The sequence below is a fragment of the Burkholderia sp. AU38729 genome, assembly GCF_020419725.1.
Lineage (GTDB): Bacteria > Pseudomonadota > Gammaproteobacteria > Burkholderiales > Burkholderiaceae > Burkholderia.
The window spans coordinates 354985-376255 of record NZ_JAIZQO010000007.1; the positions used below are offsets into that span (position 1 = coordinate 354985).

20 protein-coding genes are annotated in these 21271 nt (G+C 66.7%); 5 read left to right on the forward strand and 15 right to left on the reverse strand.

Annotated features, from left to right (window positions below; genetic code table 11):
- Window positions 1-85: 85 nt before the first annotated feature.
- The gene (locus LGM56_RS20650; RefSeq protein WP_226206647.1) at window positions 86-1003 is read left to right on the forward strand and encodes a LysR family transcriptional regulator; all 918 of its coding nucleotides are present in this window, start codon (window positions 86-88) and stop codon (window positions 1001-1003) included.
- Between the two features lie 24 nt (window positions 1004-1027).
- Here LGM56_RS20650 and LGM56_RS20655 read toward each other — a convergent pair whose 3' ends face one another.
- Together LGM56_RS20655 and LGM56_RS20660 are read right to left on the reverse strand one after the other, a co-directional pair.
- Window positions 1028-1657 carry an NAD(P)H-binding protein gene (locus LGM56_RS20655; RefSeq protein ID WP_226206648.1) on the reverse strand — a complete coding sequence of 210 codons (630 nt, stop codon included), beginning with the start codon at window positions 1655-1657 and terminating at the stop codon, window positions 1028-1030.
- Window positions 1658-1783: 126 nt separating this feature from the next.
- Complete coding sequence (locus tag LGM56_RS20660) at window positions 1784-2812, reverse strand: AraC family transcriptional regulator (RefSeq protein ID WP_226206649.1); 1029 nt, start codon at window positions 2810-2812, stop codon at window positions 1784-1786.
- A gap of 245 nt (window positions 2813-3057) precedes the next feature.
- Here LGM56_RS20660 and LGM56_RS20665 point away from each other — a divergent pair, with 245 nt between their 5' ends.
- Window positions 3058-4008, forward strand: a complete 951-nt coding sequence (locus LGM56_RS20665) for an alpha/beta hydrolase (RefSeq protein ID WP_413226792.1) — start codon at window positions 3058-3060, stop codon at window positions 4006-4008.
- An 18-nt stretch (window positions 4009-4026) separates the two neighbouring features.
- Here the strand turns inward: LGM56_RS20665 and LGM56_RS20670 are convergent, their stop codons facing one another.
- From LGM56_RS20670 to LGM56_RS20685, 4 genes are all read right to left on the reverse strand, one after another.
- Window positions 4027-5091 (reverse strand): porin, encoded by a 1065-nt coding sequence (locus LGM56_RS20670; RefSeq protein ID WP_226206651.1) that lies wholly within the window; start codon window positions 5089-5091, stop codon window positions 4027-4029.
- 238 nt (window positions 5092-5329) lie between these two features.
- Window positions 5330-6781 (reverse strand): aldehyde dehydrogenase family protein, encoded by a 1452-nt coding sequence (locus tag LGM56_RS20675; RefSeq protein ID WP_069353680.1) that lies wholly within the window; start codon window positions 6779-6781, stop codon window positions 5330-5332.
- 29 nt (window positions 6782-6810) lie between these two features.
- Window positions 6811-7605 carry a class II aldolase/adducin family protein gene (locus LGM56_RS20680; protein ID WP_089430853.1) on the reverse strand — a complete coding sequence of 265 codons (795 nt, stop codon included), beginning with the start codon at window positions 7603-7605 and terminating at the stop codon, window positions 6811-6813.
- A gap of 141 nt (window positions 7606-7746) precedes the next feature.
- Complete coding sequence (locus LGM56_RS20685; RefSeq protein ID WP_226206652.1) at window positions 7747-8703, reverse strand: LysR family transcriptional regulator; 957 nt, start codon at window positions 8701-8703, stop codon at window positions 7747-7749.
- Window positions 8704-8914: 211 nt separating this feature from the next.
- Between LGM56_RS20685 and LGM56_RS20690 the strand changes: the two genes are divergently transcribed.
- Together LGM56_RS20690 and LGM56_RS20695 are read left to right on the forward strand one after the other, a co-directional pair.
- Window positions 8915-10585, forward strand: coding sequence for a GMC family oxidoreductase (locus LGM56_RS20690; protein WP_226206653.1), 1671 nt, complete (start codon window positions 8915-8917; stop codon window positions 10583-10585).
- A gap of 67 nt (window positions 10586-10652) precedes the next feature.
- The gene (locus LGM56_RS20695; RefSeq protein WP_089430852.1) at window positions 10653-11600 is read left to right on the forward strand and encodes an MBL fold metallo-hydrolase; all 948 of its coding nucleotides are present in this window, start codon (window positions 10653-10655) and stop codon (window positions 11598-11600) included.
- 46 nt (window positions 11601-11646) lie between these two features.
- Here LGM56_RS20695 and LGM56_RS20700 read toward each other — a convergent pair whose 3' ends face one another.
- The 8 genes from LGM56_RS20700 to LGM56_RS20735 form a co-directional block, all read right to left on the reverse strand.
- Window positions 11647-12210, reverse strand: a complete 564-nt coding sequence (locus tag LGM56_RS20700) for a DUF924 family protein (RefSeq protein ID WP_089424953.1) — start codon at window positions 12208-12210, stop codon at window positions 11647-11649.
- An 83-nt stretch (window positions 12211-12293) separates the two neighbouring features.
- Window positions 12294-12563 carry a hypothetical protein gene (locus LGM56_RS20705; protein ID WP_089424952.1) on the reverse strand — a complete coding sequence of 90 codons (270 nt, stop codon included), beginning with the start codon at window positions 12561-12563 and terminating at the stop codon, window positions 12294-12296.
- Between the two features lie 11 nt (window positions 12564-12574).
- Window positions 12575-13951: an aldehyde dehydrogenase family protein gene (locus tag LGM56_RS20710; RefSeq protein ID WP_226206654.1), complete on the reverse strand. Its 1377-nt coding sequence runs from the start codon at window positions 13949-13951 to the stop codon at window positions 12575-12577.
- 60 nt (window positions 13952-14011) lie between these two features.
- The gene (locus LGM56_RS20715) at window positions 14012-14329 is read right to left on the reverse strand and encodes a nuclear transport factor 2 family protein (RefSeq protein WP_069353673.1); all 318 of its coding nucleotides are present in this window, start codon (window positions 14327-14329) and stop codon (window positions 14012-14014) included.
- Between the two features lie 99 nt (window positions 14330-14428).
- The gene (locus LGM56_RS20720; RefSeq protein ID WP_069353701.1) at window positions 14429-15202 is read right to left on the reverse strand and encodes an SDR family oxidoreductase; all 774 of its coding nucleotides are present in this window, start codon (window positions 15200-15202) and stop codon (window positions 14429-14431) included.
- A 94-nt stretch (window positions 15203-15296) separates the two neighbouring features.
- Window positions 15297-16196, reverse strand: coding sequence for an SDR family oxidoreductase (locus tag LGM56_RS20725; RefSeq protein ID WP_069353672.1), 900 nt, complete (start codon window positions 16194-16196; stop codon window positions 15297-15299).
- A 52-nt stretch (window positions 16197-16248) separates the two neighbouring features.
- Window positions 16249-16986: an SDR family oxidoreductase gene (locus LGM56_RS20730; protein WP_089424951.1), complete on the reverse strand. Its 738-nt coding sequence runs from the start codon at window positions 16984-16986 to the stop codon at window positions 16249-16251.
- A 158-nt stretch (window positions 16987-17144) separates the two neighbouring features.
- A complete protein-coding gene (locus tag LGM56_RS20735) occupies window positions 17145-17996 on the reverse strand; it encodes an oxidoreductase (RefSeq protein ID WP_226206655.1) in 852 nt (283 codons plus the stop codon).
- A 388-nt stretch (window positions 17997-18384) separates the two neighbouring features.
- On the opposite strand from LGM56_RS20735, the gene LGM56_RS20740 reads away from it, so the two are divergent.
- A complete protein-coding gene (locus tag LGM56_RS20740; RefSeq protein ID WP_226206656.1) occupies window positions 18385-19746 on the forward strand; it encodes an AraC family transcriptional regulator in 1362 nt (453 codons plus the stop codon).
- 131 nt (window positions 19747-19877) lie between these two features.
- Here the strand turns inward: LGM56_RS20740 and lpdA are convergent, their stop codons facing one another.
- The gene (gene lpdA / locus LGM56_RS20745) at window positions 19878-21269 is read right to left on the reverse strand and encodes a dihydrolipoyl dehydrogenase (protein ID WP_226206657.1); all 1392 of its coding nucleotides are present in this window, start codon (window positions 21267-21269) and stop codon (window positions 19878-19880) included.
- Window positions 21270-21271: the final 2 nt, after the last annotated feature.

The window sequence follows — 21271 nt, forward strand, 5'->3', positions numbered from 1 at the left end:
ACCTCGTGCCCGATTCTGCCGTCACGGCATCCGACGAAAAATATGAACTAACATAAGCCGACTTCACGAAACGCGACGTATCGCCATGCTGACCCGATTGAGAGACATGGATTTGCAGCTGCTGCGGCTCTTTCTGACGATCGTCGAAAGCGGCGGCTTCAGCGCCGCGCAGGGCACGCTCGGCATGGCGCCTTCGACGATCAGCACGCAGATGGCCAAGCTCGAGACGCGCCTCGGGTTCCGGCTGTGCGATCGCGGCAAGAGCGGCTTCCGGCTGACGCCGAAGGGCGAACGCGTGCTGCAGTCGACGCGGCGGCTCCTGCACGCGATGGACGTGTTCACGCGCGATACGCAGCACGTGTCGGGTACGTTGCTCGGCGAACTGCGCATCGGGCTGTCCGAGCGGCTCGCACCGGACATCGTCGAATCGATCGCGGCGAGCGTCGGCCGCTTCCGCGAACGGGCGCCCGATGTGCTGATCGAGATGATCGCGGTGCCGCCCGATGAACTGGAGCGCAGGTTGCTGAAGGGCGAACTGCAGCTCGCGATCGGCTACTTTTCCGGCCACCAGGCCGGCCTGCACTACGCACCGCTGTTCGTCGAACACCAGTCGCTGCACTGCGGCGCGCGGCACCCGCTGTTCGCGAAGAAGACCGTGTCGGTCAACGACATTGCGAACGCGAGCAACGTCGCGCGGCTCTACAAGACGACTACGTCGGGTGCGGCGCCACGCAACGCGCAACCGACCGCGTTCTCCGAAAACGTCGACGCCGACGTGATCTTCATCCTGTCCGGCGCGCATGTGGGGTTCTTGCCCGACCACGTCGCGGCGCCGTGGGTCGCCGCGGGCAAGATGCGCCGGCTGCTCGCGAGCAAGCTGAGCCATACGGTCGCATTCCAGCTCGCGACGCCAAGGAACTGCGATGGCAGCGAAGCGCTGGCGGCGTTCACGGCGGCGCTTGCCGAACGGTTCGGCGGGCTCGACGGCTTCGCGGATCAGTGACCGGCGCGCGCCGTCCGCTTTGCGTCAGACGAGTTGGTCCGACGCGATGACCTGCACACCCGGCCGCGCGTCGATTGCCGCGTCGAGCATCGCGCGGGCAATCCGCGACGCGGGATTCACGCGCCACTTCACCGGCAGCACGGGCCGGGCCACGTTCAACACGGACACCAGCAGCCGCTCGCCGAACCTGAATTCGTCGCGGCTGCCGCCGATCAGGCCGGGCCGCACGTAAGTGAGCGACGCGAACCCGACGCCGGCGAGCGCCTGCTCGACCTCGCCCTTCACGCGGTTGTAGAAGATGCGCGACGCCGGATCCGCGCCGAGTGCGGAATTCAGCACGTAAGCCGGTGTGCCGTGGCGGTGTGCGAGCCGCGCGACCGCGAGCGGATAGTCGTGGTCGACGCGCCGGAATGCCGGCTGGGAGCCCGCAGCGCGCATCGTGGTGCCGAGCGTGCAGATCACGGCGTCGGCGTGCCACCAGTCGGCCGTGTCGGGCAGATGATCGAAATCGACCTCGAGCGCGCGCATCTTCGGGTGCGGCGACAACGGGCGGCGCGCGACGACGATCACCTGATCGACCCGCGCATCGGCGAGCGCGACTTCGAGGACGTGACGCCCGACGAGTCCGGTCGCGCCGACGAGCAGCAATTTCATGTCCGATCCTTGCGTGTAGAGCCTGCGTTGGCGAGCCGGGAACGGCCCGGCTTACGGCTTCCCCCATGATCGTCGGCCGACTCGGCGCCGACAACCCTCCAACATCTCCAAAAGTTACAGGGTGCGCTACAAACCCGCCGCATGTCGCGACACGCTCGGCGCGACACCCGTCCAGCGCTTGTACGCCTGCGAGAACGACGACATGTCGCTGAATCCCAGTTCCTGCGCGATTTCCGTGATCGACAGCCGCCCTTCCGCGATCAGCGCCTGCGCGCGGGTCTTGTGCACCGCGCTCGAAATGTCCCGGAAGCACGCGCCCTCCTCCTGCAGCCGGCGCTTCAACGTGCGCTCGCTGGTGTTGAGCAGCGTCGCGATGTCCTTCAGCTGCGGCGGCCGGTCGAACGGGCGCGTGGCCAGGTACTCGTTCAGGAACGACACGAGGTCGACGCGCGTCCGCCTGCGCGTGATCAGCTCGGCACACATGCGCTCGCACATCGCCGCGGTCGCGGCATTCGCCTGCGGCAACGGCCGCTCGAGATGCGCATGCTCGAACGTGAGCGTGCTGGCGGGCTGGCCGTGCCGGATCTTCGCGCCGAGCACCGGTTGCTGCGCGTCAGCGTCAGTGCCGGGGCCGACGCCATACGCAAGATCGAACGTCGCGAGTGCGAACGCGCTGCCGATCACGTCGCGCAGCACGCGGCACGTCGCGCCCATCGCGCGTTCGACGAAGAAGCGCTGCACGTTCGCTGCGAGCTCCGGCGACGCGTCGAACTGAATCACGTCGCGCTGCCCGGCCCGGCGGAACGTCATCCCGACGAACGTATAGGTCAGCGCCAGGTAGCGGCCCGCGAGCGCGATCGCGTCCATGCCGGTCGCGCTGCTCAGCAGCCCGTAGCCGAGCAGCCCGTATGCCGAAAGCTGGTACGACAGGCCGACCTTGAGGCCGACGCCGGCCTCGCCGGCGGTCAGGTCGAGCAGGTTCGACGCCACCGCCAGTTCCTGCGCGGCCAGCACCGTGAAGTCCGGGTCAGCAAGCTGCTTCAGCGTGAGCTGCGACCCCTTGAGCAACGCCTGCGGCGCGATCTTGCGGTCGCGGCCGAAGTCGATCATCAGCAGGACGGAAGCCGGGCTGCGGGCAAAGTTCCAGACATTCATCAGACGCATCGCGACGTGGGTTGGCCTAGATTCTAAAGCGGTTGGCCCGCCCCAGCATGGATCGCGCGAGCCCGCGCGCCGATGATGAACGACATCGCAACCGCACGGCGTCGATCCCCATGAAGCGCTCCTCGCTCTTTCGTCCTGCCCGCACGCTGCTGCTGGCCGCCGGCCTGTCGAGCGCATCGCTCGCACCGGCACTGGCCGACGACGCCGTTTCGCCCAATCCACCGGAGTCCGCCACCATGCCCAAGACCTACGCCGACCATCCCGTCTGGCGCGACATGCAGACATTCCTTCCGACCGACTTCCAGTGGAAGGACGGCCAGCAACCGGCGGAAGAATGGTGGTCCTGGCACGGCCATCGCATGCATCTCGACACGTACCGCAACCGCCAGGCGCGGGTGAAGGTGATCCTGTTCCATGGCGTGGGCACCAACGGCCGGCAGATGTCGATGATCCTCGGCGAGCAACTGGCGCGCCGCGGCTATGAAACGCTCGCGGTCGATATGCCCGAGTACGGGATGACCGAAGTCGCCAAGGGCACACTGGTCCGCTATGACGACTGGGTGCGGGCGGGCAGCGACCTGATCGACGCGGAGCGCGCGAAGGACGGCCGGCCGATCGTGCTCTACGGGCTGAGCGCGGGCGGCATGCTCACGTATCACGTGGCCGCGCTGAACGGCAAGGTCAAGGGCATCGTCGGGATGACCTTCCTCGACCAGCGCCTTCAGCAGGTGCGCGACGAAACCGCGCGCAACGTGTTCATGAGCCGCGTCGGCGGCCCGATGATGCATCTCACCGCGACGACGCCGCTGAAATCGATGCGCGTGCCGATGACGCTCGCCAGCAAGATGTCCGCGCTCGTCAACGATCGGGACGCGCTGAAGGTGTGGCTGTCCGATCGCACGTCCGCCGGCAACGCGATGACGATCGCGTTTCTCGATTCCTACATGTCGTACCGGCCGGCGGTCGAGCCGGAGGATTTCGCCGTGTGCCCGATCCTGCTCACGCAACCGGCCGCGGACCGCTGGACGCCGCTGCACCTGAGCGAACCGTTCCTGCAGCGCGTGCGGAAGGTGCCGGTGAAGGTCGTCATGCTGGACAATGCGGGCCACTATCCGCTCGAACAGCCGGGGCTGTCGCAGATGGTGGAGGCGATCGATGCGTTCTATCGGGAGGTGACGGCAAAATGAATGCCGGGCGCGGATCGCCTAGAACACCGTTCGAACGCCGACCCGCAACACGCCCTGCCGCGCGCCCGACGATGCGGTGAACGTGCCGCACACCGATGCGATCACGTCCTCGCCGCCGCTCGCCTGTTGATACACGGCACTCATGTAGACGTCGGTCTTCTTCGACAACAGGTAATCGAGCGTGATGCCGGCCTGGTTCGAATGATTGCCGGTCAGCTGCCGGTTGCCCTTCGCGTACAGGTAGTTCGCATACGCGAAGAAATCCGGCGCGAACCGGTACAGCCCGCCGATCTCGTAGGTGTCGACGTGCGCGCCCGTCAGCGTGTTGCGCGTATTCACGTACAGCGCGTCGAGCGCGAAGTCGCCGAATGTATAGCGTCCGCCCGCGCCGGCATTGCGGATGCCGAGGTGCCCGTTGTCGATTCCCTCTTCCTTCGAATACGTGTACGCCGCATCCAGCCGCAACGGCCCGTTGTCGTAGGACACGCCGAAGCTCGACAGGTTGTTGCTGCCGGTCTGCCCGGCGATGTTGCTGAAGCCATACAACGCGCCGAACCGGAACCCGCCGTAATACGCGGACGTGAACTTGATCGCGTTCGGTGTTGCGCCCCCGCCCGCCGTACGCGTGTAGTCGAAGGTGCCGAGCGCCGCGCCCAGTTTCGAGAACGGGCCGCCCGGCAGCTGGTACAGGCTGACATACGAAATCTCGTGCCCCCAGCGATGCAGCGACAGGTTGTCGAACATGTAGTCGAACTGCCTGCCGAGCGTCACGGTGCCGTACGGCGTGACGATGCCGACATAGGACTCGCGTCCGGACAGTGCGCCGCCGCGCACCGTGCCGCTGTTGATATCGGGCTGCGACGCCATGAAGACGAGCGCCTGGAACCCGCCGCCGAGATCCTCGACCGTGCGGATCCCGATCAGGTTGGGCGCCTGGATGCCGGACATCGCCTGAACCAGCGCCTTGCCGCCCGAATTGCTCACGTACGAAATGCCGTTGTCGACCAGACCGAACAGCGTGACCGAACTCTGCGCGTGCACGTGGCACGACACCATCGCCAGCGCGACGGCCAATGTCTTCATTCTCACGGATGCTGTCTCCAAACCGTCAGTGTCCGACGCGCCGTTCGCATACGAGCGAACCGCACGCCGGCCTGTCATTTTTATTAGTAAAACTATCTAATCGGCGCGTGCGGGATATGTGTTCCCCGCTCGATGCGCCGCCGTGGGCCGGGTTACCCGGCGTCGACTGATGGATCGCGCGCGCCGTCGCCGGCCGAACCCGTCGATGACGGGAACGACCGGCGGCGAGTCGCGCCTGTTACAGCATCACGTTGATGACCTTCTTCTCGACATAGCTATACATTTCCTCGATCCCCTCTTCCCGGTCGACGCCGCTGTTCTTGAAGCCGCCCCATGGCACGCCGAGGAAGTGCGTGTTGCTGCCGTTGACGAACACGCTGCCCGCACGGATGCGACGCGCGGTGTTGAGCGCCTGCCGGATGTCGTTGGTCCAGATCGCGGCCGAGAGCCCGTATTCCGTGTCGTTGGCCATCGCGACCACTTCGTCGACATCACGCCATCGTGCGACCGACAGAATCGGGCCGAAGACTTCCTCGCGCCACAGCCGCATCTCGGGCGTGACATCGGCATAGACGGTCGGCTCGACCCAGAAGCCTTTTTCGAAAGCGTGCCCGGGCGGGCGGCGGCCGCCCGTCATCAGCCGCGCGCCATGCGTCTGCGCCGGGTCGAGAAAGCTCATCACGTGTTCGTAGCTCTTGCGCGAATTGATCGGGCCCATGCCCGTGTCGGGCAACATCGGATCGCCGACGCGGATCGCGGCCACGCGCTCGACGACACGCGCGAGCACGTCGTCGTAAATGTCGTCGTGCACCAGCAGCCGCGAATTGGATCCGCACGACTGGCCTTGCCATGAGAAATTCATCCCGCGCACCGCGCTCTCGGCCGCCGCATCCGGATCCGCGTCAGGAAACACGATCATCGGATTCTTGCCGCCCAGCTCGAGCGTCACGTGCTTGACGCCCACCTCCGCCGCGCTGCGCTGGATCGCCTGCCCGGTCGGCACGGACCCGATCAGCGCAAGACGCTTCACGTCCGGATGGCGCACCAGCGCATCGCCGACTTCCGCGCCCGTGCCGTTGACGATGTTGAACACGCCGGCCGGCAATGTCTCGCGCGCGACCTCACCGAGCACGAGCACGGACAACGGCGACGTTTCGGGCGGCTTCACCACCACCGTGTTGCCGGTCACGAGCGCGGATGCGGTACGCGCCGCGGAGAACATCGCCGGATGATTGAACGCGGCGATCCGGCCGACGACGCCGTACGGCTCGTACACGGTCATGTGCAGATGGCGGCCGGTGGCCGGGATCGTCTCGCCGTGCAGCCCGTGCACGAGCCCCGCGTAATAGCGCAGGCTGCGCACCGTCTCGTGCATGCTCGCGAGCGTCGGCACGTAGGTGTTGCCTGAATCGAGCACCTCGATGCGTGACAACGCCTCCGCGCGTTCGAGCAAGCGCTCGCCAAACCCGCGCAACAGTTCGCCGCGCTCCTCGCCGGTGCGTTCGGCCCACGCAGGCCACGCGCGCTGCGCAGCGTCTACTGCACGCGCGACGTCCTTGCGCGAACCGGCTGGCGCGCGGCCGATCACTTCCTCGGTAGCCGGGTTGATCGACGCCGCCCACTCGCCGGTCTCGCTTTCCACCAGTTCCCCGTCGATCAGCAAACGGCCGGTTATCCACTGCTCGTCCATACTCGTCTCCTCGATGATTCGATCGCCGGTCAACGCGCGCCCGTGTGTTGCTCGTGCTGTACGCGCCGCTTCCACAGCGCCCACGGGCGCTCGACCTGCGTTTCGATGTTCGCGCACGCGGTCGCGGCTTCCTGCTCGCTCAGATAAACCACGTCACCCAGTTGCAGCGCCTCGATCTGCATCCGCGCGTTCACTTCCGCGTAGACCGCGCGATACACGGCCTGCTTGAGCGTCGGCGCGACCACGGTCGAACCGTGACCGCGCATCAGTACGAACGCCGCACTGCCGAGCCGCTGCGCCAGCGCCGCGCCGAGCGCGTTGTCGCGCACGAGCAGGTCCGTCGCATCGCCGGCGGTATCGCGAATCTCGAACACCGGCGTACCCGCGCCGAGAAATCCGCTCATGTGGCACACCGGCCGCAGCGGCGTGCGTTGCGTCACGCTGAACGGCAGCACGGTCGGCGAATGGCTGTGGACGATCGCCTGCACGTCCGGACGCGCTTTGTAGATCTCGCCGTGGATGAAACGCTCCAGATAGACGGCGCGCCCGCCGGCATTGACCGGCACGCCGTCCAGCGTGAATTCGACGATGTCGTCGATGCCGACGGTGCCCGGCGCCATGTTGCGCGCCAGCAGGAAGCGCTGCGGATCCTTGTCGTGACGGACGCTGACGTGACCGAAGGCATCGACGATGCCCTGGTCGAACAGGATGCGGTTCGCGCAGACGAGATCCTCGACGAGCGCGGGATCCGGCGCATCGGCGGGACGCCCGGCATCGTCCGCATACGCGGCTGCGCCGCCGGATTGAAGATGAAGAGTACACATGGGTCGGCCTGTTTTCGGGTTGACTGGCAGTGCGCACGCCCGCTTCGCGTCGCGAGGCGGACCGTCAAGCACCCGGCCAGCTTAGGACCGCGCCGACCATAGGTCTATTAGCTATTGATCGCCAAACTGATAGCCCGATGACTATGAATTCGGGACGCCCGCTGCCGCGCCCGGCGACGCGGAATCGACGATGAACTGCACGAGTTCGGCCTGGAACGCCGAGAAGCGCTTGTCGTCGCGATGCACGAGATAGATCGGCACCTTCATCGACAGCTCCGGGCGATCGAGCACGACCAGTTCGCCGCGCTCGATCTCCGCACGCACCGCCGACGCGAACATGAAGCTCACGCCGAGGTTCTCGCGCACCACGTGTTTCATCGCTTCCGGATGCCCGAGTTCCATCACGACCTTGCGCTGTTCGAGGCCGCGCTCGCGCAGCAGCGCCTCTTCGAGCTCGCGGCGCGGCTGGTTGCGCGGCGTGCTCACGAACGGCACGCGGCGCAGGTCGAGATCGCCGGCCGGCTGCGCGGCCCACGGGCTCGACGCGCCGCACACGAGCAGCAGTTCGTCCTCCCACACGGGGATGGTCGCCAACCCTTCGAGATCCTGATTGGCCGCGATCAGGATGACCGCGAAATCGCAACCGCCGACACGGGTCGCATCGACGGCCGCCTGCGGCGTCAGGATCTGCACGGTCACGAGCCCGTCGGGCTGCCGCCGGTGGAACTCGGCGAACAGCGGCGGCAACGCGTACGAGCCGATCGACATCGACGTCGCCACCACCGCGGTGCCCATTTCGCCCTGCTCGAGACCGGCGAGTTCGCGCTCGACCTCGCGAGTGCGCGTGATCACCTCGGTCGCCCACCGATAGATGCGCTCGCCGGCTTCCGTGAGTGCGATGTTGCGGCCGGCGCGCTTCACGAGCGCGTAGCCGAGCCGCTTCTCCATGCTGCGCACGTGCGCGGTCACGACCGGCTGCGCGATGCACAGGCGGTCGGCCGCGCGCGTGACGCTGCCGAGCTCGACCACCGTGCAGAACACCTCGAGCTTCTGAAAAGTGAGATACGAATCGAATCCGCGCACAGTCCCCTCGCCCATAGCCATCCGGGTATCGGATGGCACCGTAATACGTATTGGAAGATATGTTTCAGGTTACGCACAATCGAATGAACCCACAACCGAGAGGCCTGCGTTCAGGCCCACCTGGAGACATCATGGTTCGTTTGACGTCTGTTCCGGCCGGTCGCCGCGCCCCGCGTTCGCGGGTCGCGCCGGCCTGCCCTGCCGCCCGGCACCGCGAGGTGCGTCGATGAAAACCGATACGTACGACTACGTGATCGTCGGCGCCGGCTCGGCCGGTTGCGCACTCGCCTACCGGCTCGGCGAGGACCCGAACGTCCGCATCCTCGTGATCGAGGCCGGCGAGCAGGATCGCTCGCCGTACATCAAGGTGCCGCTGACGTGGGGCCAGATCCTGAAGAACCGGCTGTTCGACTGGGGCTATTTCACCGAGCCGGAAGCCGGCATGGACGGCCGCCGGATCGAATGCGCGCGCGGCAAGGTAGTGGGCGGCTCGTCGTCGATCAACGGCATGGCCTACGCACGCGGCGCGCGGGAAGACTACGAAGGCTGGGCCGACGAATTCGGCCTGACCGACTGGTCCTACGACGCGGTGCTGCCGTACTTCAAGCGCTCCGAATCGTGGGAGCGCGGCGAATCGGCGCTGCGCGGCGGCCGCGGCCCGCTCACCGTGATCCGGCTCGACTATCGCGACCCGTTGGTGGGTGGCTTCCTCGACGCGACACGTGCCTGCGGCTATCCCGAGAACGACGACTACAACGGCGCATCCGTCGAAGGCTTCGGGCCGATGCAGGCCACGATCCGCAACGGCCTGCGCTGCAGCGCCGCGGTCGCCTACCTGCGCCCGGCGCTCGCGCGCGGCAACGTCACGCTGGTGACGGGCGCCCTCGCGAAGCGCATCGTGCTCGATACCGACCGGGGCACGCCGCGCGCCATCGCGATCGAGTATCGCCGGGGCGAATCCGACTACCGCGCCGATGCGCGCCGCGAAGTCATCCTCTGCGGCGGCGTGATCAATTCGCCGCAACTGCTGATGCTCTCCGGCATCGGCGCGGCCGACAGCCTGCGCACGCACGGCATCGCGTCGACGGTCGAATTGCCCGGCGTGGGCACGAACCTTCACGATCACATCGTGTTCGACCTGCGCTGGAGCCGCAAGGAACCCGGCCCGCTGCACCGGATGATGCGTGCCGATCGCATCGCGTTCGACGTAGTGCGCACGTTTGCCGGCGGCAACGGCTTCTCGAGCACGATCCCCGCCGCCGCGCTTGGCCTGGTCAGGAGCCAGCCTCACCTGCCGCTGCCGGACGTGCAGCTGATCCTCGCGGCCGGCGCGATGAACGCCGCGCCGTATTTCGAGCCGTTCAAGGATGCGTATGCCGATTCGTTCGCGATCAAGGGCATTTTCCTCACGCCCGAAAGTCGCGGACGCGTGTCGCTGAAGTCGGCCGATCCGGCCGAGCATGCGCGGATCGAACAAAACTTCCTCGCCACCGAGAACGATCGCATCGCTGCGCGGGAGATGTTCCGGCGCATGCGGGAAATCGGCGCGCAGGCCGGACTGCGCCCGTTCATCGACGCAGAGATCGCACCGGGCCCGCAAGTCCAGAGCGATGCAGACGTCGACGCGTTCATTCGTCGCATCGCGATCACCCTTCATCACCCGGTCGGCACGTGCCGCATGGGCCGCGACGACGATCCGGCGGCCGTGGTGGATACGCAGATGCGCGTGCGCGGCGTGGCCGGCTTGCGGGTGGTCGACGGCTCCGCGATCCCGCGCATCATCCGCGGGCCGACCAACGCGCTGATCATGATGATGGCCGAACGCGCGGCGGATTTCATGACCGGGAAAGTCGTGCCGGTGCCGCAGGCGCAGGCACGCGCCACGGCACGGATATAGACAGTCGCGCGCGGGGCAGCGCACCACGCCCCGCTTCGATTCATTCCAATTCATTCAGGAGACACCGATGACCCATTCCTGCGGGCATGCGCATTGCCATGCACACATCACGAATGCCGAACCGCATGCTTTTTCCCTCGCGCTCGGCAACGTCGAAATCATCCGGCTGTACGACACGACGCTGCTCGGCGAAACCGCGCAGAGCTGGCTGCCGGACTTCGACCGCGCACGCGTGGCGGAACACGAGCACTGGCTCGCGCCGACACACTACGATCCCGAAAGCGGCCGCATCCCGATGCCCGTGCACAGCTGGATCGTGCGGACCGGCCGGCATACGGTGCTGATCGACAGTTGTATCGGCAACCACAAGGAGCGGCCGGGGCTGCCGGAAATGCACCGGCTGTCGACGCGCTATCTCGACCGGATGCGCGCACTCGGCATCCAGCCCGAGGAAATCGACTACGTGATGTGCAGCCACCTTCACGCCGATCACGTCGGCTGGAACACGCAGCTCGTCAATGGTGTGTGGGTGCCCACCTTCCCGAACGCGCGCTACGTGATCTCGCAGGTCGAGCACGATCACCTGGTCCGCGCGATCCGGGGCGAAGGCCCCGCCGGCCCCGCGTGGTTCAGCCCGATGTACAACGACAGCGTGCTGCCCGTGATCGAGGCCGGCCAGGCCACGATGTTCGACGACACCTACGAGCTCGACGACACGTTCCTGATCCGCCACGCGCCGGGCCATTCTCCGGGTCACGTGCGCATCGAGCTGACGTCGCAAGGCTCGCGCGGCGTGTTCAGCGGCGACATGCTGCACTCGCCGATCCAGATCCCGTTCTGGCAATGGAGCAGCAAGGTCTGCGACGATCGCACGCTCGCCGCGAAGAGCCGCTTCGAGCTGCTCGCGCATTGCGTCGAGCACGGCGCACTGCTGCTGCCCGGTCATTTCGAGGCACCGCACGCGGGGCATATCGTCGATACGGCCGGCACGTTCGGCATCGAGTTCCTGCGCTGACGCACGCATGGCCGCCGCGGCGGCCATGCCGCGCGAACCGGTGGGCTCATCCGGCGAAGCCGCCGGATGCGAGAAAGCGCGCCTCGTCGCGCGTCGTCTCGCGGCCGAGCAGCGCGTTGCGATGCGGGAAGCGGCCGAAGCGCGCGACGATCTCCCGGTGCCCGATCGCATGCGACAGCCACGGCTGGCCGAGCCTGCCGTTCAGTTCGACGGAAATCCGCTGGTCGTCGAGGTCTTCGGAATGGGCGAACGGCAAACAGAAGAACAGGCGCAGCGGCCGCTCGACCTGCGCCATCTGATCGTGCTCGTACGCGTGCATCGCGAACTGCCGTGCGAGCGCGTCGGTCGCATACATGCGCGCGGTGCCGCGAAACGCATTGCGCGGAAACTGGTCGGTGAGCAACAGCAGCGCGAGCGTCCCGTATGGCGTCGACAACCAGCCGTCCAGCTCGCGCCTTGCAGCGGCCAGGTGCGTATCGAGAAAGCGCTCGCGAAAGCGGCGATCGAAATCGGGATGCTTTGCGAACCATTGCGCGGGCCCGGCATCGATCCAGAACGTGATGACGGCCTGCGCCGGCGGCGCGGCAAACAATGGCATATCGATCTTCATGGCGAAGAGATGAACGACGGGTGAATGGAAGCGGCACGTCGACGACGGCCGTGCCCGCACACGGCCCGTCGTCCTCCTGCGATTCAGGTGCGTTGGAACAGCAGCGTGGCAGCCACCGCAACCACGGCCGGCACGCCGAATACGATCGCGAGGATCGGCAGCTCCTCGCGTACGCCGTAGCCGGCCCGATGCACGCCAACCCACAGGTTGGCCAGCGAGACAACGAGCCAGACCGGCACGAACGCCTGGGCGGCAAACGCCAGCGATGCCGCGTGCGTGCCCCACAATTGCCCGAACAACAGGAACACGGCCAGCAACAGCACGCCGGCGACGATCGTCCAAAGTGTATGCATCGTGCCCCCGGTTACGCGAAGACGCCGAGCATCTTGCCGATGTCCTTTCCCGCATACGGCGGGAACACGTCGAGCACCGCGTCGGGATTGCCGATCAGCATCGCTTTGGTATTGCTCAACGCGTCGAAGCCGGCCTTGCCGTAGTACTTCCCCATCCCGCTGTTGCCGACGCCGCCGAACGGCAAACTGTCGATCCAGCAATGCAGGTTGGTCTGGTTCACGCATCCGCCGCCGAACGACAGGCTGTTGAGCACGCAGTCGACGCTCGCCTGCCGCTTGCTGAACACGTAGCACGCGAGCGGCTTCGGCTTGCGCTTCATGATGCCGACGATCTCGCGCAGGTCGCGGTACGGCAGCACGGGCAGCACCGGGCCGAACACTTCCTGTTGCATCGCCGGATCGTCCCAGGTCGACGGGTACAGCACGGTCGGCTCGACATAGCGTGCCGCGATGTCGTGGCGGCCGCCGTGCACGACCTTGTCGGCGACGATGTAAGACGCGACGCGTTCGGCATCGTGTTCGCTGATCATTCGCGCGAAATCGGGGCTTTGTTGCGGATCGTCGCCGTACATCGCGGTGATCGACGCCTTGAGCTTCGCGATGAAGGCCTCGGCCACCGATTCATGCACGTACACATAGCCAGGCGCGATGCACCATTGTCCCGAGATCGCGTTGTGCCCCCACGCGACACGGTCGGCCGCGATGTCGAGATTCGCGGTTTCGTCGACGATGCACGGGTTCTGCCCGCCGAGTTCCAGCAAGACCGGTGTCAAATGCTCGGCGGCGGCGCGCATCACGACCTTGCCGACCGCCGAGCTGCCGGTGAAGAAGATGAAGTCGAACGGCAATTCCAGCAATGCGCCGATTTCCTGGCGACCGCCCGTGACGACGGCGACGTCCTCCGGTGAGAAGTACTGCGGCACGAGCCGGCTCAGCAGCGCGGCCGTCGCGGGCGTGGTGTTCGCCGGCTTCAGCACCACCGTATTGCCGGCTGCCAATGCCGCGATCGCCGGATCCAGCAGCAACAGAATCGGCGCGTTGAACGGGCCGATCACGAGCGTCACGCCGTACGGCTCCTTGTAGATCATGCCGGCGTTGCCGGCCGCCTCCAGCGCGGGCGGAATCGCCACTGTCTGCGGCGCCATCAGTTCGTGCAGATGCTCGCGGTAGTAGCGGATGACACCGGTCGGCACGGAGATTTCGAACAGTTGCTCGAACGGCGGCTTGCCGAAATCCTCGTACAGCGCCGCGCACAGTGCGTCCTGGTGATCGTGCAGCATCCGCTCCATCCGGTCGAGCTGCGCGATGCGCCATGCATGGGTTTTCGTGACGTCCGAGTCGAAGCGCGCACGTTGCGCGTCGAGCACGGACTGGTAGGGGTTCGACATGGTCGCGTTCTCCTTGGGGAAGCCGCCGGCCGGAGCGGCAACGGGCGGCATGCGGACGGCTCAGGCCTGCCCGATGTCGAGCCGGGTAATCCGGCCATCGGCGTCGACCCGGAACTTGAAGTACGTACGGAACGTGCCCCAGCGATCCGAATGAAACCGGCCGTGGATCTCGAGCCCGTCGTTGTCGACGCGATCGATCGTCGTGAAGCGCTCGGTCCCGATCGCGTCCCGGTTGAATGCGTGCAGGTCTCGTGGCCGGCCGTCGTCGTACAGCGTCGCATCGGGCGCGAACAGCGCGGCCCATGCCGCGCCATCGCCTTGCTGGAGCGCGTCGATCGCCCGCCGCACGACCGGATGGTGGAGTATGTCGGTGTTCACGATGCCGATCCTCGATGAAAGAAGGCCGCCCGTCGTCCTGCCCCGACCCGTGACGGGCAGGCAACGCGCGCCGGACGAAACTCGGGCAGCCGAGGTGTGTTACTTGGTCGTATAGCCACCGTTGATCAGGATCGTCTGGCCGGTGATCCACCAGCCGTCGCTGACCAGGTGACGAATGAACGGCACGACGTCCTCGATGTCGGTCAGCCCCGTCTTCGAATACTTCGACAGCGCGGCGGCCGTCTTGTGATACGCGACCGCGTCCGCCCCCTCCTCCGGGTAGAAGAACGGCGTGTCCATCGGTCCGGGCCCCACTGCCGTCACCGAAATGCCGCGCTCGCCGAACTCCTTCGCCGCCGCGCGCGTGTAGTGCTCGACGGGCGCCTTCGTACCCGCATACGCGGCGTAATAAGGCGTGAATGCGCCGAGCAGCGCCGTCACCAGCGAGACGATCTTGCCGTTGTCGTTCACGTGCCGCCCCGCTTCGCGCAGGAAAAAGAACGCCGACTTCGCGTTCACCGCGCTCATCTGGTCGTATTCCGCTTCGCTGATTTCGGTGAACGGCTTTTTCAGCACCTTGCCGACCGTGTTGATCGCGATGTCCGGGCGGCCGACCGCCGCAACCGCATCGGCGAACAGCTTCTCGACGGCCGCCGCGCTCGTCAGGTCCGCCTGGAATGCGACCGCCTCGGCGCCGGCCGCCTTGATCGCCGCGACCGTCGTCTCCGCGTCCGCCTTCGAGCTTGCGCTGTTGTAGTGAATCGCGACGGCCTTCGCGCCATGCGCGGCCAGATCGCGTGCGATCAGGCCACCCAGGTTCTTCGCGCCGCCGGCGATCAGTACGGTCTTGCCCTTGATTTCATGATTTGCCATTTCGCTCTCCTGATTCATTTCCTGTTCGATCCACGTCCGAGATGACGTTCCGGATCAGTGGCCCCGCGCCGGCTGCGGCCGGCCGCCCGGCGCATTAAGCATTCGCTTTCGGCTGCAGCAGGTCGGACAGGCCGACGCGATGCAGCATCTCCGCACGCACGCGGTCGAGCACCGCGAAGCCGACGGCCGCGCCGTCCTGCGTCGGATCGATGTGCACGCGGAACGGACGCTTGCCGAACGGCATGCCCACGATGTCGACGATCGCACGTGCCACCTCGCTTGCATCGGCGTCGGCCGGCACGATGTCCGCAAACGCCTTCAGCACCTGCTCGCCGAAGCCCGCATACGGCCCCGCATCGTATTCGGCCGCACGCGACGCGTCGGCCGGCGCGCCCGCATGCGCGAAATGGTTGGTGCCGCCGGTAAATGCACCCGGCACGACGATCGACGTCTCGATGCCCCAGCGCGACAGCTCGCGCGCATACTGCACCGCGATCGCATCCATTGCGGCCTTCGCCGCGAAATACGGCGCCAGGTACGGCGGCGTGCCGCCCGCCGAGCTGCTGCTGGAGACCCAGAGCAGCAGGCCTCGGGCGCTTTTCCGCATATGCGGCAACACCGCGCGGTTCACGCGCTGCGTACTCAGCACGTTCACGTCGTACAGGTGCGCATACTGCTCCGGCGTAAACGCTTCGGCGGGACCGAACACCATGTGCCCCGCGTTGTGCACCAGCACGTCGATGCGGCCGGCCTCGGCGATCACGCTGGCGACGCCGGCGTCGACGGAATCCTGCGACTGCACGTCGATCTCGACGGTGCGCAGATCGATGCCCTGCGCTTTCGACTGCGCGGCCATCTGCGCGACGACCGGCGCATTGCGTCCGGCCGTATCGCGCATCGACGCGAACACGGTGTGGCCGGCCGCCGCCAGCGCTTCGGCCGTCAGGCGGCCGAAGCCGCTCGACGCACCGGTAATGAGAATGGTCTTGCCCATGACGACGCTCCTTGATTGACGACTGCGATCCTTCGATACGATCCGTGCGGACTCAAACCATCCCGCCGTTGCTGCGCAGCACCTGCCCGTTGATCCAGCCGCCGTCCGGACCGACGAGGAACGCGACCGCGTTCGCGATATCGGCCGGTGTACCGAGACGCTCCAGCGGATTCATCTTCGACAGGCGCTCGATCAGCTCCGCCGACTTGCCGTTCAGGAACAGGTCGGTCGCGGTCGGCCCCGGCGCGACGGCGTTGACGGTGATCGAGCGACCGCGCAGCTCCTTGGACAGGATGCCCGTCATCGCTTCGACCGCTGCCTTGGTGGCCGTATAGACGCCGTACGTCTCGGGCCTCAGTCCGACCACGCTGCTCGACAGGTTGACGATGCGCCCGCCGTTGCGCAGCCGGCGCGCCGCCGCGCGCAGCGTGTTGAACGTCCCCTTCAGGTTGATGGCGATCTGCGTGTCGAACAGCGCGTCGTCGCTATCGACCAGTGGCGCCAGCTTCATGATTCCGGCGTTGTTCACCAGCACGTCGACGCCGCCGAACTTCGCTTCGGCCACATCGAACAGCCGCGCCACGGCAGCCGGATCGCTGACGTCCGCCTGGACCGCGACCGCCCGCCCGCCCTCGCCCGCGAGATCGCTCGCCAGTTCCTCGGCCTCGCTCGCCTTGCCTGCGTAATTGATGACGACGGCCAGCCCGTCGTCCACCAGGCGCCGCGCGATTGCCGCGCCGATACCTCGCGATGCGCCGGTCACGATCGCCACGCTTGTTCGATTGTTCATGTCTGCTTCTCCACGGTTTCGCGTCCAGCGCATCCGGACGCATGCCTGGCCCGCGCGATATCGATCGCGACGAGGGCCGATTCACGACGATTCCTTCCCGTTACTTAGCACACCGATACTATTGATCCGGACCTTACCCGAACGAACCGGATACCCGCTCAGTCGCGCTGAGTCGATCGCGACACGGTTTCCCATGCGCGGATATCACGCTCGATCGATTCGGCTCGGCCGAGCATCGTTCCCACCGCATCGGCACCGAGCGCGAGATGGACCGGCGGCTTCTCCGCCTTGAGGATATCGACGATCGCCTGTGCGCCCTTTTCCGGCACATTGGGCTGCTTGCCTTGCAGTTGGCCGATGAATCCGCGGAACTGGCCGGCCGGCGTGTCCGCGTAGTCGTCGATCCGGTTCGACGTATACGCCAGCGAACGTCCGGCGAACTGGGTTTCGAAAATGCCGATCGTCAGCACCGTCACATGAATGCCGAGCGGTGCGAGCTCGCCGGCCAACGCCTCGCCGAGCACGCCGGTCGCGGCCTTGGCCGCGGCGTACACGCCCAGCCCCGGGTAGCCCGCGAACCCGGCGATCGACGAGAACTGCACGATGTGCCCCGAGCGCTGGCGGCGCATGGTGGGCAAGACCTCATGAATCAGGCGCAACCCGCCGAAGAAATTCACGTCGAAGATCTGCTGCGCATCGGCTTCGGTCGTCTCTTCGACCGCGCCGACCGTGCCGACGCCAGCATTGTTGGCGAGCACGTCGATCCGGCCGAACTGCTCGATCACACGCTGCACGCCCGCCGCTACCGTGTCGGGCTGCGTGATGTCCATCAGGACACCGAGCGCACGCCCGGGCGCAAGCCGTTCGAATTCGGCGACCTGCTCCGCGCCGCGTACGGTGCCCGCGACCCGCGCGCCTTCTGCGAGCAGCCGTTGCGCCAGTTCGCGACCGAGACCGGACGAGACGCCAGTGATCAATACGACCTTGTCTGCCATCGATGCTGTGTTCATTCGAAAACTCCGGATCACTGAAAGTATTGGGATGGATCGAGTGTAGTCGAGCCGATGGCGCGAATGAACGGGGCGCGTCGAGATGCACTATCCACGATTGACTAACAATCGGTTCAACCATATTAGCGTTCCGACCGTGCCGGTTCTTTCAAGAATGCGTACCGGAAAAATGAAAATCCGGAAGCCGGCCGAGCGGACCCATCGACGTTGCCGCGCGGTGTTTCATCAGACAACACGGGCCTTCCGCGTGCAGCCGCCCGTTTGACAATTCTTGACGCACGGTGCGCCGGCAAGGTGCAATAGTGGCCACGCACGCCGGTTGCGTGCGTCCCGTCACACCGCCGCCGGCATCGAGTCGCGCCGGCATCCGTTCGGAGTGGAAACCAGCATGAGCGACCCGCTTCACAGGACGCACCGGTTTCACAGCGACGACCCCGACGAAGTGTCCGATTTCATCGGCACGATCTATGCCGACAACCAGTTCACGGCGCAGCACGCGGTTCGTCGGAATGTCAGCATGACGGGACATGAATGGAACGGCATCGGCGTCTACGACGTCGACTACCTGATGCCTTTTCACTTCCGCTCGAACGATGCGCGTCCGAACTACCTGTTCCTGTCCTGCCGTCGCGGCCAGGCTCGTTACGAAAGCAACGGTGACGATGCGGCCTGCACGACGGGTGACGTCATGCCGATTTCGTCGACTGGCCACTCGTTCTGCACGACGGGTGGCGACGGATTCGGCCATCTGTCGGTCATCATCGATGCGGACCGGGTCAACCGCTTTCTCGCACAATGGATTGGCCGGCCGGGGCTCGAGCCGGTCGAGTTCGGGCTGACACCGGTCTCGCCCGAGCTGCGGATGCAATGGAATGCCGCGGCCGGCTGCCTGCGCCGGATGATCAGGATGTCGCCCATTCCCGGCGTCGCCGTCGACGCGTTGCTCGAACACATGCTGAAGATCATGGTGGCCGGCCACGCGAACAACCACGGCGCGCTGTTCGACCGCGACCATTGCACGCCCGAACACCAGACTCGCATGGCAATCCACATGCTCGAGGACGCGCCGCTGCGGTGGAAAACGCTCGGCGCGATCGCGCACGTGCTCGGCTGCGCGACCGAGGCGCTGGAGCACGGCATCCGCCGCCTGACAGGCCGGTCATCGACCGAGCTGCGCAACGAAGCGCGCTTTCGCCACGTGAACCGCGCGCTCGCGCGAGGCGACGGGCCGGATTTCGATGCGACGTTGCATGCGCATGGATTCTCGATCACGGCGCGCTTCATTCGGGAGTACTACCGTCGCTTCGGCGAACCGCCCGGCGCCACCTACCGGCGAAACCCGCACGCCGCCGATCAGCCGTTGACAGCCGACGCCGCCAGCGCGCCGCTGTGCGCACAGACAATCAACCGGTTCATCGATGCGTCGCTGGAAAGCCGTATCGACACGGCCGACCTCTGCCGACTGGTTGGCATGAGCGAGCGCGCGACGATCGACGCATTCAGGATGCAGTTTTCCCGCACGCCGGCGCAATACATCATCGAGCGGCGGCTGGAACGCGCACGCCTGCTGCTCGAACATACGTCGGACAGCATCCTGTCGATCGCACTGGACTGCGGATTCGGCACGCAAAGCTACCTGTCGACCGCGATTCGGCGGCACTTCGGCGTAACGCCGCGGGAATTGAGGATGCGGGCGGCATCCGCCGGCCGCAGCAGGACGGACGACGGTCAATACGATCCGGAGGGCTAGGCGAACCCCCGGAGCAACGGCATCGCAGCGTGCCGGATATCGAATGAACGTGTCTGCCGTCTACCTGGCGTAAATATCGCCGCGGATACGCACGTTGCGCATCCGCGGCGCTTTTTCAGGAGGCTCGCCCGTCACACATGCACCGCGTGCCCCAGCGCACGCAGCGCCGCCTCCTGCAGCGCTTCGCCGAGCGTCGGGTGCGCATGGATCGTGCCGCCGATATCCTCCAGCCGCGCGCCCATCTCCAGCGACTGCGAGAACGCCGCCGCCAGCTCCGACACACCGCGCCCGACCGCCTGCCAGCCGACGATCAGATGGTTGTCGCGCCGCGCGACGACCCGCACGAAGCCGTCGGTCGCCTGCAGCGTCATCGCGCGCCCATTCGCCGCGAACGGGAACGACGCGCTCACGCAATCGACATCGGCCGCCCGCGCGTCGTCCGGCGACCAGCCGGCCGTGACGATCTCCGGATCGGTGAAGCACACGGCCGGAATCGACGCGGGCATGAACTTGCGGCGCTTGCCGGCGATCAGCTCGGCCACCATCTCGCCCTGCGCCATCGCACGATGCGCCAGCATCGGCTCGCCGGCGACGTCGCCGATCGCCCAGACGTTGCGCATCGACGTCCGGCATTCGTCGTCGATCCACAGCGCGCGGCCGTTGCGATCGAGCGGCAGCGACTCGAGCCCGAAGCCGTCGACGCGCGGCCGGCGGCCCACCGCCACCAGCACGCGGTCGGCCGGCAACGTCTGCTCCGCGCCATCGGCGGCCTGCACGCGCACCGCGCCGTGCTCCGCGAGGCCGAGCACCGTGTGGCCGAGCAGCAGCCGCACGCCCAGCCGCGCGAGCGAATCGGCAACCGGCCGCGCGAGTTCGGCATCGTACGCGGGCAACACGCGCTCCGCCGCTTCGACGACGCTCACGTCGACGCCGAGCTTGCGATAGACGATCCCGAGTTCGAGCCCGATATACCCGGCCCCGACGACGACCAGCCGCTTCGGCAACGTCTCAGGCGACAGCGCCTCGGTGGACGACACGACATGCCCGCCGAACGGCATCGACAGCAGCGCGACCGGCTCGGAGCCGGTCGCGAGCAACAGGTGCTCGCAGCTGATGCGCGTCGTATGGCCGCCGCCGACGACGTCGACGGTCTTGCCGTCGACCACCTGCGCATCGCCGTGCAGCACGCGCACGCCGTTCTTCTTGAGCAGCGCGCCGACCCCGCGCGTCAGCCGGTCGACGATGCCGTCCTTCCAGGCGACGCTTTTCCCGATGTCGATCTCGGGCGTGCGCACGCGGATCCCGAGTGCGCCCTCGCCCGCGTGACCGCGGGCCTGTTCGAATGCATCGGCTACGTGGATCAGCGCCTTCGACGGAATGCAGCCGATGTTCAGGCACGTGCCGCCGAGCCGGTCGCGCTCGACGAGCACGGTCGGAATGCCGAGCTGGCCGGCGCGAATCGCGGCGACATAGCCGCCCGGGCCGCCGCCGATCACCAGCAGCGTGGTGTGTTCGTTCTTCATTG

Coding starts and splice junctions, on each gene's coding strand:
- LGM56_RS20650 (WP_226206647.1), top strand. CDS start 86: ATGCTGACCCGATTGAGAGACATGGATTTGCAGCTGCTGCGGCTCTTT.
- LGM56_RS20655 (WP_226206648.1), bottom strand. CDS start 1,657: ATGAAATTGCTGCTCGTCGGCGCGACCGGACTCGTCGGGCGTCACGTC.
- LGM56_RS20660 (WP_226206649.1), bottom strand. CDS start 2,812: ATGAATGTCTGGAACTTTGCCCGCAGCCCGGCTTCCGTCCTGCTGATG.
- LGM56_RS20665 (WP_413226792.1), top strand. CDS start 3,058: ATGCCCAAGACCTACGCCGACCATCCCGTCTGGCGCGACATGCAGACA.
- LGM56_RS20670 (WP_226206651.1), bottom strand. CDS start 5,091: ATGAAGACATTGGCCGTCGCGCTGGCGATGGTGTCGTGCCACGTGCAC.
- LGM56_RS20675 (WP_069353680.1), bottom strand. CDS start 6,781: ATGGACGAGCAGTGGATAACCGGCCGTTTGCTGATCGACGGGGAACTG.
- LGM56_RS20680 (WP_089430853.1), bottom strand. CDS start 7,605: ATGTGTACTCTTCATCTTCAATCCGGCGGCGCAGCCGCGTATGCGGAC.
- LGM56_RS20685 (WP_226206652.1), bottom strand. CDS start 8,703: ATGGGCGAGGGGACTGTGCGCGGATTCGATTCGTATCTCACTTTTCAG.
- LGM56_RS20690 (WP_226206653.1), top strand. CDS start 8,915: ATGAAAACCGATACGTACGACTACGTGATCGTCGGCGCCGGCTCGGCC.
- LGM56_RS20695 (WP_089430852.1), top strand. CDS start 10,653: ATGACCCATTCCTGCGGGCATGCGCATTGCCATGCACACATCACGAAT.
- LGM56_RS20700 (WP_089424953.1), bottom strand. CDS start 12,210: ATGAAGATCGATATGCCATTGTTTGCCGCGCCGCCGGCGCAGGCCGTC.
- LGM56_RS20705 (WP_089424952.1), bottom strand. CDS start 12,563: ATGCATACACTTTGGACGATCGTCGCCGGCGTGCTGTTGCTGGCCGTG.
- LGM56_RS20710 (WP_226206654.1), bottom strand. CDS start 13,951: ATGTCGAACCCCTACCAGTCCGTGCTCGACGCGCAACGTGCGCGCTTC.
- LGM56_RS20720 (WP_069353701.1), bottom strand. CDS start 15,202: ATGGCAAATCATGAAATCAAGGGCAAGACCGTACTGATCGCCGGCGGC.
- LGM56_RS20725 (WP_069353672.1), bottom strand. CDS start 16,196: ATGGGCAAGACCATTCTCATTACCGGTGCGTCGAGCGGCTTCGGCCGC.
- LGM56_RS20730 (WP_089424951.1), bottom strand. CDS start 16,986: ATGAACAATCGAACAAGCGTGGCGATCGTGACCGGCGCATCGCGAGGT.
- LGM56_RS20735 (WP_226206655.1), bottom strand. CDS start 17,996: ATGAACACAGCATCGATGGCAGACAAGGTCGTATTGATCACTGGCGTC.
- LGM56_RS20740 (WP_226206656.1), top strand. CDS start 18,385: ATGAGCGACCCGCTTCACAGGACGCACCGGTTTCACAGCGACGACCCC.
- lpdA (WP_226206657.1), bottom strand. CDS start 21,269: ATGAAGAACGAACACACCACGCTGCTGGTGATCGGCGGCGGCCCGGGC.